The sequence below is a fragment of the Marmoricola sp. OAE513 genome (assembly GCF_040546585.1).
Lineage (GTDB): Bacteria > Actinomycetota > Actinomycetes > Propionibacteriales > Nocardioidaceae > Marmoricola.
On sequence record NZ_JBEPOC010000001.1, the window covers coordinates 1,803,236 to 1,816,660 of the forward strand.

At 69.6% G+C, this 13,425-nt stretch carries 14 protein-coding genes; 8 read left to right on the top strand and 6 right to left on the bottom strand.

Annotated elements, in window-relative coordinates; translation table 11 throughout:
* From ABIE44_RS09220 to pknB, 5 genes are all read left to right on the top strand, one after another.
* Complete coding sequence (locus ABIE44_RS09220) at nt 1-489, top strand: FHA domain-containing protein FhaB/FipA (RefSeq protein ID WP_209719131.1); 489 nt, start codon at nt 1-3, stop codon at nt 487-489.
* Nucleotides 486-1,871, top strand: a complete 1,386-nt coding sequence (locus ABIE44_RS09225) for a PP2C family protein-serine/threonine phosphatase (protein WP_209719128.1) — start codon at nt 486-488, stop codon at nt 1,869-1,871. Before ABIE44_RS09220 ends, ABIE44_RS09225 begins: the two co-directional genes overlap by 4 nt.
* A gap of 59 nt (nt 1,872-1,930) precedes the next feature.
* A complete protein-coding gene (locus tag ABIE44_RS09230; RefSeq protein ID WP_209719125.1) occupies nt 1,931-3,298 on the top strand; it encodes an FtsW/RodA/SpoVE family cell cycle protein in 1,368 nt (455 codons plus the stop codon).
* On the top strand, nt 3,295-4,791 hold the full coding sequence (locus tag ABIE44_RS09235; protein ID WP_209719122.1) for a peptidoglycan D,D-transpeptidase FtsI family protein: 1,497 nt from the start codon (nt 3,295-3,297) through the stop codon (nt 4,789-4,791). The genes ABIE44_RS09230 and ABIE44_RS09235 overlap by 4 nt, the downstream gene beginning before the upstream one ends.
* Before the next feature lie 87 nt (nt 4,792-4,878).
* On the top strand, nt 4,879-6,636 hold the full coding sequence (gene pknB, locus ABIE44_RS09240; RefSeq protein WP_209719118.1) for a Stk1 family PASTA domain-containing Ser/Thr kinase: 1,758 nt from the start codon (nt 4,879-4,881) through the stop codon (nt 6,634-6,636).
* Nucleotides 6,637-6,705: 69 nt separating this feature from the next.
* Here pknB and ABIE44_RS09245 read toward each other — a convergent pair whose 3' ends face one another.
* A complete protein-coding gene (locus ABIE44_RS09245) occupies nt 6,706-7,953 on the bottom strand; it encodes a YibE/F family protein (protein ID WP_354437962.1) in 1,248 nt (415 codons plus the stop codon).
* Nucleotides 7,954-7,965: 12 nt separating this feature from the next.
* A complete protein-coding gene (locus ABIE44_RS09250) occupies nt 7,966-8,784 on the bottom strand; it encodes a DUF881 domain-containing protein (RefSeq protein ID WP_209719115.1) in 819 nt (272 codons plus the stop codon).
* A gap of 122 nt (nt 8,785-8,906) precedes the next feature.
* Between ABIE44_RS09250 and ABIE44_RS09255 the strand changes: the two genes are divergently transcribed.
* Complete coding sequence (locus ABIE44_RS09255) at nt 8,907-9,386, top strand: cell division protein CrgA (protein WP_354437963.1); 480 nt, start codon at nt 8,907-8,909, stop codon at nt 9,384-9,386.
* A 261-nt stretch (nt 9,387-9,647) separates the two neighbouring features.
* On the opposite strand, the gene ABIE44_RS09260 is transcribed toward ABIE44_RS09255, so the two are convergent.
* Both ABIE44_RS09260 and ABIE44_RS09265 read right to left on the bottom strand, forming a co-directional pair.
* On the bottom strand, nt 9,648-10,427 hold the full coding sequence (locus ABIE44_RS09260) for a rhomboid family intramembrane serine protease (RefSeq protein ID WP_209719112.1): 780 nt from the start codon (nt 10,425-10,427) through the stop codon (nt 9,648-9,650).
* A 112-nt stretch (nt 10,428-10,539) separates the two neighbouring features.
* The gene (locus tag ABIE44_RS09265; protein ID WP_209719109.1) at nt 10,540-11,052 is read right to left on the bottom strand and encodes a peptidylprolyl isomerase; all 513 of its coding nucleotides are present in this window, start codon (nt 11,050-11,052) and stop codon (nt 10,540-10,542) included.
* 133 nt (nt 11,053-11,185) lie between these two features.
* Here ABIE44_RS09265 and ABIE44_RS09270 point away from each other — a divergent pair, with 133 nt between their 5' ends.
* Nucleotides 11,186-11,830, top strand: a complete 645-nt coding sequence (locus ABIE44_RS09270) for a hypothetical protein (protein WP_209719107.1) — start codon at nt 11,186-11,188, stop codon at nt 11,828-11,830.
* 125 nt (nt 11,831-11,955) lie between these two features.
* The gene (locus ABIE44_RS09275) at nt 11,956-12,333 is read left to right on the top strand and encodes a DUF4267 domain-containing protein (protein WP_209719104.1); all 378 of its coding nucleotides are present in this window, start codon (nt 11,956-11,958) and stop codon (nt 12,331-12,333) included.
* A gap of 34 nt (nt 12,334-12,367) precedes the next feature.
* On the opposite strand, the gene ABIE44_RS09280 is transcribed toward ABIE44_RS09275, so the two are convergent.
* Complete coding sequence (locus ABIE44_RS09280) at nt 12,368-12,730, bottom strand: DUF3817 domain-containing protein (RefSeq protein WP_209719101.1); 363 nt, start codon at nt 12,728-12,730, stop codon at nt 12,368-12,370.
* 24 nt (nt 12,731-12,754) lie between these two features.
* The gene (locus ABIE44_RS09285; protein ID WP_209719098.1) at nt 12,755-13,345 is read right to left on the bottom strand and encodes a GNAT family N-acetyltransferase; all 591 of its coding nucleotides are present in this window, start codon (nt 13,343-13,345) and stop codon (nt 12,755-12,757) included.
* Between the last annotated feature and the right edge of the window lie 80 nt (nt 13,346-13,425).

Here is a 13,425-nt window from a genome sequence, read left to right on the forward strand (position 1 = left end):
GTGTCCGAGCTGACCTTGGGCCTGATCCGCTTCGGCTACCTGGCCGTGCTGTGGTTGTTCGTGCTCGCGGCGATCTCGGTGATCCGCACCGACATGTTCGGGGCACGCGCCGCCCGCGAGGCCAGTCGCGCCCAGGAGCGCCGCGCGGCGAAGCAGGCCGGCAAGTCCAAGCCGAAGCCGCAGAAGGCACGCCGCGGCGACCCGACCCAGGTCGCGATCCTCGAGGGCAGCAGCAAGGGCCTGGTCGTCGACCTCGCCGGCGCCCCGCTGCTCATCGGCCGCGGCAGCGACGCGGCGATCCGTCTCGACGACGACTACGTCTCCACCCGGCACGCACGGATCGCCCGCTCGGGTGACCAGTGGTACGTCGAGGACCTCGGCTCCACCAACGGCACCTACATCGGCACCAGCCGGATCACGCAGGCCACCGCCATCTCGCTCGGCACCCAGATCCGGATCGGAAAGACGATCATGGAGCTGCGCAAGTGAGCCTTTCCTTGAGGTTCGCCGCGACCTCCGACGTCGGTCGGGTGCGTCGTGACAACCAGGACTCCGGGTACGCCGGACCCCACCTGGTCGTCGTGGCCGACGGTGTCGGCGGGGCGGCTCGCGGCGACATCGCCAGCAGCGCCTGCGTCGAGGTGCTGCGCAAGCTCGACGTACCGGATGCGCAGGACGGGCTCAGCGCGCTGGCGGCGACCATCCACCTCGCCCACGACCGGCTCGCGGAGATCGTCGACGCCCACCCCGAGATGGACGGCACCAGCACCACCGTGAGCGCTGCGCTCTTCGACGGCGCGGCCCTGCAGGTCGGCCACGTCGGCGACAGCCGCGGCTACCTGCTCCGCGAGGGCGCCCTGCGGCAGATCACCTCCGACCACTCCCTGGTGCAGAGCCTCGTCGACGAGGGCCGGATCACCGAGGCGGAGGCCCGGGTGCACCCGCACCGGAACCTGATCCTCAAGGCGGTCGACAGCGTCCACGAGCCCGAGCCCGACCTGTTCGAGGTCCCGCTGCAGGCGGGCGACCGGATCCTCTTCTGCTCCGACGGCTGCTCCGGCGTCCTCGACAACGGGCAGCTCACCGCGCTGTTGGCCGGCGACGACCTGGACGCCGTCGCGACCGGGCTGGTGCGCTCCGCGCTCGACGCCGGCAGCTCGGACAACGTCACCGTGGTCGTCGCCGAGGTTTTCGACGGCGACGCCCCGAGCACGCAGGCACCGCTGGTCGTCGGTGCCGCCGCATCGTCGCCGCACCTGCAGATCACCGACGACCGCACCGGCAACCTGACCGACGCCGACGCCCGCGTCCTCACCGTCACCGAGGCGGCCGTGGACCCCGAGGCGATCCGCTACGCACCGCAGCCACCGCCGCGCCGGGTCTGGCTGCGCCGCCTGGTGACCCTCGTCGTCGTCCTCGGCATCCTCGCCGGCGCCGGCTACGGCGGGTACGAGTACACCCGGACCCGCTACTACGTGAAGGCCGACGGCCAGGACGTGCGCATCTACCGCGGCGTCGACCTCGACCTCCCGCTGGTGACGCTGAGCGAGGAGGTGCGCTCGACCGGGTTCACCCTCGACGACCTCGGCAGCGAGTACACCGCTAAGATCACCGACGGCGTCGACAAGAGCAGCCTGGCGCAGATCGACGCCTACGTGCACGACGCGCGCTGCGCGAAGATCCGCCCGAGCTCCACCGCCTCCACCCCGGCCGACACCAGCCCGCTGCACCTGCTCGGCTTCCACCGCAAGGAGTGGCCGGCGGTCAGCGACAAGCTCGCCTCGATCAACACGGTCAAGGGTGGCCCGGTCCAGGTCCTGGAGTGGGACACCAAGTACGTCGAGAACCTCGGCTGCGAACGGTCCGGTTGACGATGGCCGGCCGCAACGCACCGCCCACCCAGACGCGGGACCCCCGACAGGGCCCGCTGATGGAGTTCGTCCACCGCCAGCGCCGCGGGGCCGAGCTGTTCCTGCTCGTCCTCAGCCTGGCCGTCGGCATCGGCGCCTACGCGTGCGTCGGGCTCGGCGCCCAGGGGCACGTGCCCGCTGACATCTACACCTACGGCGGCTGGCTGACCGCGCTGATCGTCGCCGCGCACCTGACCATCCGGTGGAAGGCGGCGTACGCCGATCCGATCCTGCTCCCGGTCGTCGCGGCACTGAACGGCCTCGGCCTGGCGATGATCCACCGCATCGACATCGCCCGGAAGGCGGCGAACTCCGACGCCCGCGAGTTCGCCCCCGGCCAGCTGATCTGGATGACGCTCGGCGTGATGCTGTTCATCGCCGTCCTCGTGGTGCTGCGCGACCACCGCCGGCTGCAGGCCTTCACCTACACCGCGGGCCTCTCCGCGGTCGTGCTGCTCCTGCTGCCGCTGGTGCCCGGTCTCGGTACGAACATCCGCGGCGCGCGGATCTGGATCCATCTCGGACCACTGAGCTTCCAGCCCGGTGAGATCGCCAAGGTGCTGCTCGTCATCGCCTTCGCCGGCTACCTGGTGCTCTACCGCGACGCGCTCGCGCTGGCCGGTCGCCGGTTCCTGTTCATCGACCTTCCGCGCGGTCGCGACCTGGGTCCGATCCTCGCGATGTGGGGGATCAGCCTGGCGATCCTGGTCTTCCAGAACGACCTCGGCTCCTCGCTGCTGTTCTTCGGGATGTTCCTGGTGATGCTGTACGTCGCCACCGAGCGTCCCGGCTGGCTGTTCGTCGGAGGCGGACTGTTCGCGGCCGGCGCGACGCTGGCCTACCCGTTCCTCGGCCACGTCCAGCAGCGGGTGGAGTACTGGCTGGACCCGTTCGCCCACCCGGACGACGCGACCCAGATCATCAACGGGATGTTCGGCATGGCCTGGGGCGGGCTGACCGGCCGCGGCCTCGGTCTCGGCTCCCCGCAGAAGACGCCGTTCTCCTACTCCGACTACATCCTGCCGTCCTTCGGTGAGGAGCTCGGGCTGACGGGCGTCGTCGCGATCATCCTGCTCTACGGCCTGCTGGTGGAGCGCTCCCTGCGCACGGCGCTGATCTGCCGCGACAACTTCGGCAAGCTCATCGCGGCCGGTCTCGGTGTGGTGCTCGCACTCCAGGTCTTCGTCGTCATCGGTGGCGTCACCAAGCTGATCCCGCTGACCGGGCTCACCACGCCGTTCCTGTCCCAGGGCGGTTCGAGCCTGGTCGCCAACTGGGTGATCATCGCGCTGCTGCTGCGCATCTCCGACCAGGCCCGGCGACCTCCGCCGGAGTTCGGCGAGTCCGACGACGACATGGACTCCACCCAGGTGGTGACCATGCGATGAACCGACCGATCCGCAACCTGGCCACCGGCTGCCTGGTGCTGTTCCTCGCGCTGATCGCCAACGCGACGTACCTGCAGTTCTTCAAGGCCGACGACCTCACCTCGCTGACCAAGCACCCGAACAACGCCCGGGTCTCCAACGCTGCCTTCTCCGCCCCGCGCGGCGACATCCTGGTCAACGGCCGGGCAGTCGCGCACAGCAAGAAGAGCGACGACGAGTTCAAGTACCTTCGCACCTACCGGTTCGGTGCCGAGTACGCCCACGTGGCGGGCTTTTTCGCGCGCGGCCGGATCGGTGCGGTCGAGGCCAGCGAGAACAGCGTGCTGACCGGGGAGTCGCCCGAGCTCTTCGTGAACCGGGTCGGCGACATCCTGTCCAACAAGCCGCCGGCCGGCGGCAACGTCAGCCTGACCATCAACGCGGCTGCGCAGCGGGCGGCGTACGAGGGCCTGAAGAAGCTCGGCAACAACGTCCGCGGCGCCGTCGTCGCGATCGAGCCGTCGACCGGCAAGATCCTCGCGATGGTCTCCAGCCCGACCTTCAACCCGAACCGGCTCGCGACGCACGACTTCCCGAAGGCGAACGCCACCTACCTGCGCCTGCTCAAGAACGACTTGGTGCCGCTGAACAACCGGGCGATCGAGGAGCGGCTGCCCCCGGGCTCCACCTTCAAGCTCGTCACCGCCGCGGCGGCCCTGTCCAGCGGCAAGTTCACGCCCGACAGCCTCGTGCCCGGTGGCGCGTCCCTCGACCTCCCGCTGACCTCGAAGAACCTGCCCAACGAGAACGGTGGCTCCTGCGGTGCCAGCAAGATCACGCTGACCCGCGCGCTCGACGTCTCCTGCAACGTCGCCTTCGGCTCGGTCGGCCTCAAGCTCGGGGCGGACGCGCTGCGCGAGCAGGCCGAGAAGTTCGGGTTCAACAAGAAGTCCTACTTCACCGACCTCGACGACCCGCTGACCTCCCAGGTCACCAGCATCTTCCCGACCAAGGTCGACGCACCGCAGACGGCGTACTCGGCGATCGGCCAGTTCGAGGTCTCCGCGACGCCGCTGCAGATGGCGATGGTCTCGGCGGCGATCGCGAACAACGGACGCGTGATGAAGCCGTACCTGGTCAACGAGATCCTGTCCTCGGACCTCGACGTCATCAAGGGCTTCAACCCCGAGCCGCTCAACCCGGACTCACCGCAGGCGATCTCCGCCGGTGTGGCGAGCAAGCTGACCGAGATGATGGTCTCCGTCGTCGACAACGGCACCGGCCGCCCCGCCCGCATCCCGGGCATCGCGGTCGCCGGCAAGACCGGTACGGCGCAGAGTGCGCCGAAGCGTCCGCCGTACGCCTGGTTCACCTCGTTCGCGCCGGCCGACAACGCACGCGTCGCGGTGGCCGTCCTGATCCAGGACGCCGGCGTCGAGCGCGACCAGATCTCCGGTGGCGGCCTCGCCGCGCCGATCGCCAAGGCCGTCATGGAAGCGGTGCTCGATCGATGACCCAGCCGCACACCGACCAGCAGGGGCAGAGCCGACCACGGCTCCGTCATGATGTGAACGCACAGGAACGAATGAGGGGACACCTCGATGGTTGAGCCACACCGCATCGGCGGGCGCTACGAGATCGGCGAACTGCTCGGCAGGGGCGGCATGGCGGAGGTCCGCAAGGGCACCGACATCCGGCTCGGTCGTACCGTCGCCGTGAAGAGGCTGCGCACCGACCTCGCCAGTGACGCCACCTTCCAGGCCCGTTTCCGCCGCGAGGCCCAGTCGGCCGCGTCCCTGAACCACCCCGCCATCGTGTCGGTCTACGACACCGGCGAGGAGATGGCCGACGACGCCGCCACCGGTCAGCCGGTCGCGCAGCCCTACATCGTCATGGAGTACGTCGCTGGTCGCACGCTGCGCGAGATCCTGCGCGAGGGGCGCAAGATCCTGCCCGAGCGCGCCCTGGAGATCACCTCCGGGACGCTGGGCGCTCTCGATTACAGCCACCGCGCCGGAATCATCCACCGCGACATCAAGCCCGGCAACGTCATGCTGACGCCGGCCGGCGACGTGAAGGTGATGGACTTCGGCATCGCCCGCGCCGTCGCCGACGCGCAGAGCACGATGACGCAGACCGCCGCGGTAGTCGGCACCGCCCAGTACCTGTCGCCGGAGCAGGCCCGCGGCGAGACCGTCGACTCCCGCTCGGACGTGTACTCGACCGGCTGCCTTCTCTTCGAGCTGCTCACCGGCCGACCGCCGTTCGTCGGGGACTCTCCCGTCGCCGTGGCCTACCAGCACGTGCGCGAGCAGGCTCCTGCCCCGTCGTCCTTCGACGCGGACCTGCCGCCCGAGGTCGACCAGATCGTCGCCAAGGCGCTCGCCAAGCGCGTCGAGGACCGCTACCAGAGCGCCGCCGCGATGAAGGAGGACGTCGACCGCTTCCTGGCCGGGCGTCCCGTGCAGGCTCCGCCCGTCCCGGTGACGCCCCCGGTCCCGGTCGTCGCGACGCTGCCGACCGACACCGCGGCCACCTCGGTGGTGCCCGGTGCCCAGGAGTGGACCGAGGAGCCCGAGCGCCGCAAGGTCGCGCCGTACGTGATCATCGGTCTCATCGTGCTGGCGCTGCTGATCGGTGGCGGCCTGATGCTCCGCGACGTGCTCGGCAACGACAGCCCCGAGGAGGTCTCGCTGCCGCGGGTCACCAACATGACCCAGGTCGAGGCCGAGAAGGCGATCACCGACGCCGGGCTCGAGGTCGGCGAGATCACCCAGGAGTTCAACGACGAGGAGCCCGCGGGCAACGTCCTCTCGCAGGACCCCGACCCGGCCAGCGACGGCTTCGTCGCCCCGGGGACCTCGGTCGATCTCGTCGTCTCCAAGGGCAAGGCCCCGCCGGAGACCGCCACCATCCCGCCCGTCGTCGGCCAGACGAAGAGTGCTGCCGAGGCGGCGCTCCGCGAGGCCGGCTTCGTGGTCAAGATCAAGACCGTCAAGCAGACCAGCGACGAGCGCCTCGACGAGGTCGTCGGGGTCAGCCCGGAGGTCGGCAAGACCCTCGAGCTCGGCAAGACCGTCACGCTCAAGGTCTCCGAGGGCCCGCCGGTCGTCCCCGACGTGGTCGGACTGTCGGAGGAGGACGCGAAGAAGATCCTGCGGGAAGCCGGCTTCAAGGTCACCGTGCAGCCGGCTGCCGGCGACGCCGAGCACCCCGCCGGCGAGGTCCTCTTCCAGACCCTGCCGGCCGGGACGAAGCAGGACGTGAAGACGCCGATCTTCATCCAGGTCTCGACGTACGTCGAACCGCCGCCGCCCACGAACACGCCGACGGAGGACCCGACCCTGCCGGTGCCCTAGACGGTCGGCTGGTCGAGCAGCGAACGGAGTGAGCGGACAGTCGAGACCATGTGACGCACGGGGTCGCGACTACGCTCGACCACCCTGCGCTGCGGGTCCCGCGACGGTCGCGACGGCGATCGCGGTCGTGATCGGGACCGCGAGCACCAGACCGATGCCGCTCGCGAGCGTGCGGACGACCTCCTCGGCCAGCGTCTCGGTCGAGAGCAGGTCGAAGACCGGGCGGTCGTAGAGCGAGAGCAGCATCAGCACGGCGAGCGCGCTGCCGGCGTACGCGAACACGATCGTGTAGATCGTCGAGGCGATGTGGTCGCGCCCGATCCGCATGGCGCTGGTGAACAGCTGGCGGCGGCTGAGCTCGGGGCCGGCCTCGCGCAGCTCCCAGACCGCGGAGGCCTGGGTGATCGTCACGTCGTTGAGGACGCCCAGACCGGCGACGACGAGCGCGCAGGTGAAGATGCCCTGGAACGAGAGCGTGCTCGCGAAGGCCGAGAGCAGCGCGGCTCCCTCGTCGCCGAACCCGGACAGGTTGGCGCCTCCGATCGCGATCTCCCCGACCGCGGCGGTGACCCCGACGCCGAGCAGCGTCCCGGCCAGGGCTGCACTCGTGCGCGCCGACGGTCCGTGCGCGAGGTAGAGGACGACGAACATGATCGCCGCGGACCCCACCAGCGACACCGCCATCCCCGAGGAACCCGAGAGCAGCGCGGGCAGCATGAATTTGAGGAGCACGAACCCGGCGAAGCCGAGGCTGACCAGAGCCAGGATCCCGCGCAGTCGCGCCACCAGACCCACCACGACGATGAAGGCGATCCACAGGACCCAGAGCGGCTTGAGCCGGAGCACGTCGTCGAAGGAGTACGACGCCGGCGCACCGGCGTCCCCGGGCACCCGCACCAGCCGGACCCGGTCGCCCCCGGCCAGGCCTGACTCGGCCACCGCCGTCGGTACGCCGACCGTCTGGGAGGCACCCTTCTCCGGTCCCTCGTCGAGAGTCGCGGTGACGGTTCCGCACGAGGGCGCGTCCCCGGGACCCCCGCCCGGGTCAGCACCCTCGCCCGTACCGGTGCCCTGGTCAGGACAGGTCGTGGACACCGACTCGACGGTCGCGTCCACGAAGGTCACGCCGGGCGCGGTGAACTGGGCCTTGTCGCGCAGTGCGTCGACCTTGCCGGTGTCCGGCCAGAGCGCCACCACCCCGATCACGGTCGCGACGGCGGCGAGCGCCAGGAAGACCAGCAGGACCCGGACGGGTCCGCGTGCGAGCGGGACGTCGCCCGGACCGTCCCGGTGGGCGTGCGCGTGCGAGTGACCCACGAAGCTCCTCGGCTAGTCCCGGACCTGCTGCGGGGCGTCGCCCGCCTTCGCGAACTTCAACGTCGCGACACCCTCGTACGCCGGGAACTCCAGTCGCGAGCTCGCCTCCGTCTGGTAGCCCAGCGAGTACACGTCGACGAACTGGAGGTAGGCGTTCACGTAGTCGCTGTCGTCCAGGCTGGTCTGCAGCGCGTCCACGTCGCCGATCGCGGAGATCCGGTACGGCGGCGAGTACGGGACGCCGTGCAGCACGACGGTGTTGCCGACGCACTTCACCCCGGTCGTCGAGATCACGCGCTGCCCCTGGATGGTCATCGCCTCGGCGCCCCCGGCCCAGAGCGCATTCACCACCGCCTGGATGTCCTGCTGGTGCACCACCAGGTCGTCGGGCGTCAGCTCGTCGTTCGGGTCCGCGTTGGCGGCGTCGATCTCCTTCTTCGGAGCATCCGTCAACGTCACCGTCAGCCCCGGTCCGTTCACGGCCGAGAAGCCTGCGGGATCGCGGAGCTCGTCGACCTCCGCCTGCAGCTGCTCGACGCGGGTGTTGCTGACCTGGCGGCTCAACGAGCCCACCTCGCGGTTCAGCGAGGCGACCCGGTCCTGGAGGTCCTTGGCATGGTCCCGCTCGGAGCGCACGACGTGGTCGAGGTCGGTGATGCTCGACTCCCGCAGGTCCAGGCCCTTGGAGTTGATGGAGGTGGTCACGAAGAGCGCGCCGGCGAACACGAACATGGCGATGGCGGCCGGGCGCCACCGCCCGCGCAGACGGATCCGGAACAGGTCCCGCCAGCGCTCCAGCGACGCGAGCCTGGTCGCACGATCCGCTCGCACTGGACCACACTCCCACCGGCTCCGAAACACGTGATTACCTGGCCGCTCCCCACAAGTGAGCCGGCGGTGACTACGCTAACCGACGTACTCGAATCTTCTCGTCCTGACCTGGGAGCCTTGCTGTGTCCAAGCCCGCCGCCCGTAACCCCACTGTCACGCTCAGCGGTTACGAGACTTCCATCGTGCGCTGCGTCGTCGCAGTCCTCCTGGTCATCGCCGGAATCGCGTGGATCACCTTCTACACCCACGAGGCCATGGACGCCGCGGAGTGGAGCAAGAGCCTGGGCACCAAGAAGCCGGACACCCCGTTCGAGTGGATGTCCGACATCAAGCGGTGGAACTACGCCATCGGCTTCGGTCTCGCTTTCCTCGGCCTGATCGTCGGTGCGAACCCCAAGACTCCGCTGGGCCGCGGCCGCGGCGTCGTCATCGGCATGCTCGGCTGCTTCCTCATCGGCCTCGCCTGGATCGTCACGTACTACTTCGTCGCCCAGAGCGCGACCGCGCACGTCCCGGTCATGGACAAGCTCGACCAGCTCAACCTCGTGGTCGGTGTGGCCTTCATGGCGGTGGGGTTCACGTTCGCCACCAAGTGGGAATGACACCGTTGTAGTTCTCCACAAGGTTGTCCCCAGGTTGGGGACAACCTTTCGTGGTTTTCAGGGGGATTTGCCCTGCGGGCGGCTTTGGCGGCTGGGGGTGCGGCGGCGCCTGACAGTGCTCCTCGCGCCAGCTGCCGGCCCGAGTCGCCGCTACAGGCGGTGGCGCGCACGGCACTGCGTGCGGCGCCACGCGTCGGCTTGATGCTGGCCGCTCCGGGCCCTGGCCGTCGTCGCCGCCTCGCGGCGCACCAGGATGGGGGTTTACGCGAGTGCTGCGGCCCTGAAGATGACCAGGGCGACGACCACTGCGGTGATTCCTAGCAGGCCGGCCGTCTGGATGACTGTTCTGTTGGCCTTAGGGGCGTAGACGAGGGCGGCGGTGACGGCTGCTCCGACGACGAAACCGCCGAGGTGGCCCTGCCAGGAGATGAAGCCGTGGCCGACGACGGTGATGACGACGTTGATGCCGATGACGTTGATGATCGGGCCGGCGTTGATCTTCGCCTTGAGGACGATGACGAGGAGGGCGCCCATCAGGCCGAAGAGGGCGCCGGAGGCTCCGACCGTGAGGCTGTTCGGGTCGGAGAGCAGCATGACGGCCGCGGAGGAACCGACCAGGCTGATGCCGTAGACCGCGAGGAAGCGGGTGCGGCCCAGGATCGCCTCGATCTGGGGGCCGACGACGTAGAGGCTGATCATGTTGACCGCGATGTGCCAGACCTCTACCTGGGTGAAGCCGGCAGTGACGATCTGCCACCACGCGCCGTCCGCCACGCCCTGCACGCTGACGATCTCTCCGTCATTGCCCTGGAACAGCGCGCCCTGGGGCAGGAGCGCGAGCTTCTGGACGACGGAGGATCCGGATCCGCCGGTGCTGGCGATCGAGATCCAGACGGCGAGGTTGATCGCCATCAGGACGAAGGTGGTCAACGCCGGGTTGGCGCTGACCCCTCCGCCGTACGGCAGCCGGCCGGTCCGCGTCTGCTTGGCACCCTCCTTGACGCAGGAGGGGCACTGGAACCCGACCGCAGCCGAGTTCATGCAGTCAGGACAGATGGGTCGGTCGCAACGCTGGCACCGGATCCAGGTCTCCCTGTCCGGGTGCCGGTAGCAGACCGGCGCGGCTGTCGTGGGGTCGCTCATGTCGGGACAATCAGCCCCGGGTGATCTCGACGGACTCGATGATGACCGGGTCGATCGGGCGGTCACCGGCGCCGACCGGCGTGGTGCCGATCGCGTCGACCACGGAGCGGCTGTCCTCGTCGGCAACCTCGCCGAAGATGGTGTGCTTGTTGTTCAGCCAGGTGGTCGGCGCCGTGGTGATGAAGAACTGCGAGCCGTTGGTGCCCGGGCCGGCGTTCGCCATGGCCAGCAGGTAGGGCTTGGTGAAGGCCAGCTCGGGGTGGAACTCGTCGGCGAACTGGTAGCCGGGGCCACCGGTGCCGGTGCCGAGCGGGCAGCCACCCTGGATCATGAAGTTGTCGATGACGCGGTGGAAACCCAGCCCGTCGTAGAACTTGCCGGTCTTGCCACCGTCGGCGTTGTACTCCTTGGTTCCCTCCGCGAGGCCGACGAAGTTCTCCACGGTCTTCGGAGCGTGGTTCGGGAGCAGGTTGATCACGATGTCGCCGCGGTTGGTGTGCAGCGTGGCCTTCAGGTCCGACATGGGTCGCCTTCCAAGATGTGGGGTACTAACTGGCTGAATCTCGTCCAGATCCTCCCACGGACCCCAAGGTTTTCATCTCCGCGGGGGGCAGGCATGATCGAGGCGAGGAAGCCACGAACACCGGAGGGGAACCATGGGGCGGTCATCGAAGAAGGCAGAGGCTCTGGCAGCTCAGGCCAGCGAGCTGATCAGTGGCAAGCCGCGCAAGCGCCGCCGCGGTCGCAAGCTCGTCCTCGCCGCACTGCTGGGCCTCGGAGCGGCGGCGGTCAAGGCCGCGAAGTCCTCCTCGAGCTCCTCCGGGCCGACGGCATCGCCCGCCCCGCGCCCGGCCGCACCTGCTACCCCGGCTTCCGCCGACCCCGCCCCCGCTGCCGCCGCCGCTGCGCCGGTCGAGCCCGCTGCCGAGCCCGCCCCCGATCCCGTCGTCGAGCCCGAGGCCCTCGAGCGCCTCGAGACCGAGAGCCCCGCAGCGGCTGGGACGACGGTCCCTGAGCCCGTCGCCGAAGCCGAGCCTGCCCCCGAGCCCGCTCCCGTCGTACCCGAGTCGGAGCCGCTGCCCGAACCGGTCCTCGAAGCTGAGCCCGCAGCCGAGCCGACGCCCGACCCGGTGAGCGAGGCCGCGACCGCGACCCAGCCGCTCGAGGACATCGTCGAGGAGCCGTGGGCCGGCGACAACGAGGTCACCCCGATCCCCGAGCCGCCGACCGATTCGCTGACGTCGTTCTTCGACGAGGTCATGACCGACACGGCCGATCGCAAGCTGCGCAAGGGTCGCTGAGCCGCTCACCTGCACGATCCTGACTCGACTGCACGGTGCAACGGGCTGATCTGTCGGTTTCACACCAGCTGGTGTGAAACCGACAACACCTTCCGCAGCGTCGGTCATCGCCCTACGATCCATCGATGACCGTCGACTACGCCGCCCTCACCGCCGGCACCATCCGATTCGCCTCCGGGGTCTCGTTCCTCGTCGCACCCGAGCCGGCGAACAAGTTCTGGGGCGACCCCGAACCCCCTCCCAAGCCGACGGCGTACCTGCTGCTGCACTCGATGGGGTACCGGGACGCCCTCATCGGCGGGCTGCTGATCCACGCAGCCCTGCGCGGGCGCGACACCCGTGGCTGGTTCCTGGCCTCGGGAGGTGCGGACGCCGCGGACCTGCTCGGAGGGGTCCGGGTGCACGACCAGATGTCGCGGTCGGGGCAGCTGATCGGCCTCGGCGGCGCGGTCGTCGGGATCGGGGTCGGCCTGTGGGGAGGCACCCGGCGTCGCAAGGGCTGAGCCGGGCCTGAGCGGGGACTGAGCTGGGCCAGCCTCAGGCAGCGAGCTCCTCGGCGAACTCCTCCTCGATCCGTCGCGCCGCGCGGCGCTCGGACCAGAACGACAGGATCGGGATGGTCCCGCAGAGCAGCGTCGTCACGGTGAAGCCGACGGGCCACTTCGCCCGACGCGCCAGGGCGAACGCGGCGAAGAGGAACAGCATGTACAGCCAGCCGTGCGCCACACCGAGCGTCCTGGAGATCCAGTCCCCGGCCTGCTGGGCGTCGGTCCCCTCGGTGAACCACGCCGGGTTGACCCGGTGCAGCTCGTTCAGCGGCAGCCCGACGAGGACGAGCACGATGAGCAGGACGCCGACCACGTTCGCCAGGACGCGGTAGACCAGCAGGTTGTTCTTCACGCCCCGAAGGTACTCGGGCGGTCCTCAGCCCCGGGGCTGCGGGTCCTGGCGAGACCGCCACTCCTCGGCCAGGAGCGCGTAGAGGTACCCGTCCATCCACTCGCCGCTGCGGTGCAGGGCATCGCGCACGTTGTGCGCCTCGCGCCGCATCCCGAGCCGTTCCATCAGCCGCCAGGACGGCTCGTTCGCGCTGAAGCACAGCGCGGTCACCCGGCGCAGGCCGACGTCCTCGAAGGCGATCCGGATCAGCTCGGCGACCCCCTCGGTGGCGTAGCCGTGACCCTGGAAAGACGGGTCGAGGCACCAACCGATCTCGGCCTGCACGCCGACGGCCTGCTCGGCGACCTCGCCCTGGCTCCACGGGTTCTCGATGCGCAGCATCAGGTCCCCGATGACCGTGCCGTCGCGCTCGAGCACCAACGTCGCCGGGAACCAGCTCGGCTCCTGGGCGCGACGGTGGAAGTCCTCCCAGCGGTCGGAGAGGTGCGTCATCCAGGTCGCCACGACGGGCTGCCGACGGATCTTCCACAGTGCGTCCAGATCGTCGGCGGTCGCGGGGCGCAGCTCCAGACGAGCCGTCGACCTCGGCCAGGAGAGGTCTGCGAGTGCCTGCATGCACCCGATCCTCAGCGGTGCAACCCACACAGAACAAGTTGATTACTTGCGTCACGAAAGGGCGAAAGTTCCAGAATTCG

What these genes read in the sequence shown, in the direction of transcription:
- ABIE44_RS09230 (WP_209719125.1), top strand. Translation starts at nt 1,931, where the DNA reads ATGGAGTTCGTCCACCGCCAGCGCCGCGGGGCCGAGCTGTTCCTGCTC.
- ABIE44_RS09235 (WP_209719122.1), top strand. Translation starts at nt 3,295, where the DNA reads ATGAACCGACCGATCCGCAACCTGGCCACCGGCTGCCTGGTGCTGTTC.
- pknB (WP_209719118.1), top strand. Translation starts at nt 4,879, where the DNA reads ATGGTTGAGCCACACCGCATCGGCGGGCGCTACGAGATCGGCGAACTG.
- ABIE44_RS09260 (WP_209719112.1), bottom strand. Translation starts at nt 10,427, where the DNA reads ATGAACTCGGCTGCGGTCGGGTTCCAGTGCCCCTCCTGCGTCAAGGAG.
- ABIE44_RS09265 (WP_209719109.1), bottom strand. Translation starts at nt 11,052, where the DNA reads ATGTCGGACCTGAAGGCCACGCTGCACACCAACCGCGGCGACATCGTG.
- ABIE44_RS09270 (WP_209719107.1), top strand. Translation starts at nt 11,186, where the DNA reads ATGGGGCGGTCATCGAAGAAGGCAGAGGCTCTGGCAGCTCAGGCCAGC.
- ABIE44_RS09275 (WP_209719104.1), top strand. Translation starts at nt 11,956, where the DNA reads ATGACCGTCGACTACGCCGCCCTCACCGCCGGCACCATCCGATTCGCC.
- ABIE44_RS09285 (WP_209719098.1), bottom strand. Translation starts at nt 13,345, where the DNA reads ATGCAGGCACTCGCAGACCTCTCCTGGCCGAGGTCGACGGCTCGTCTG.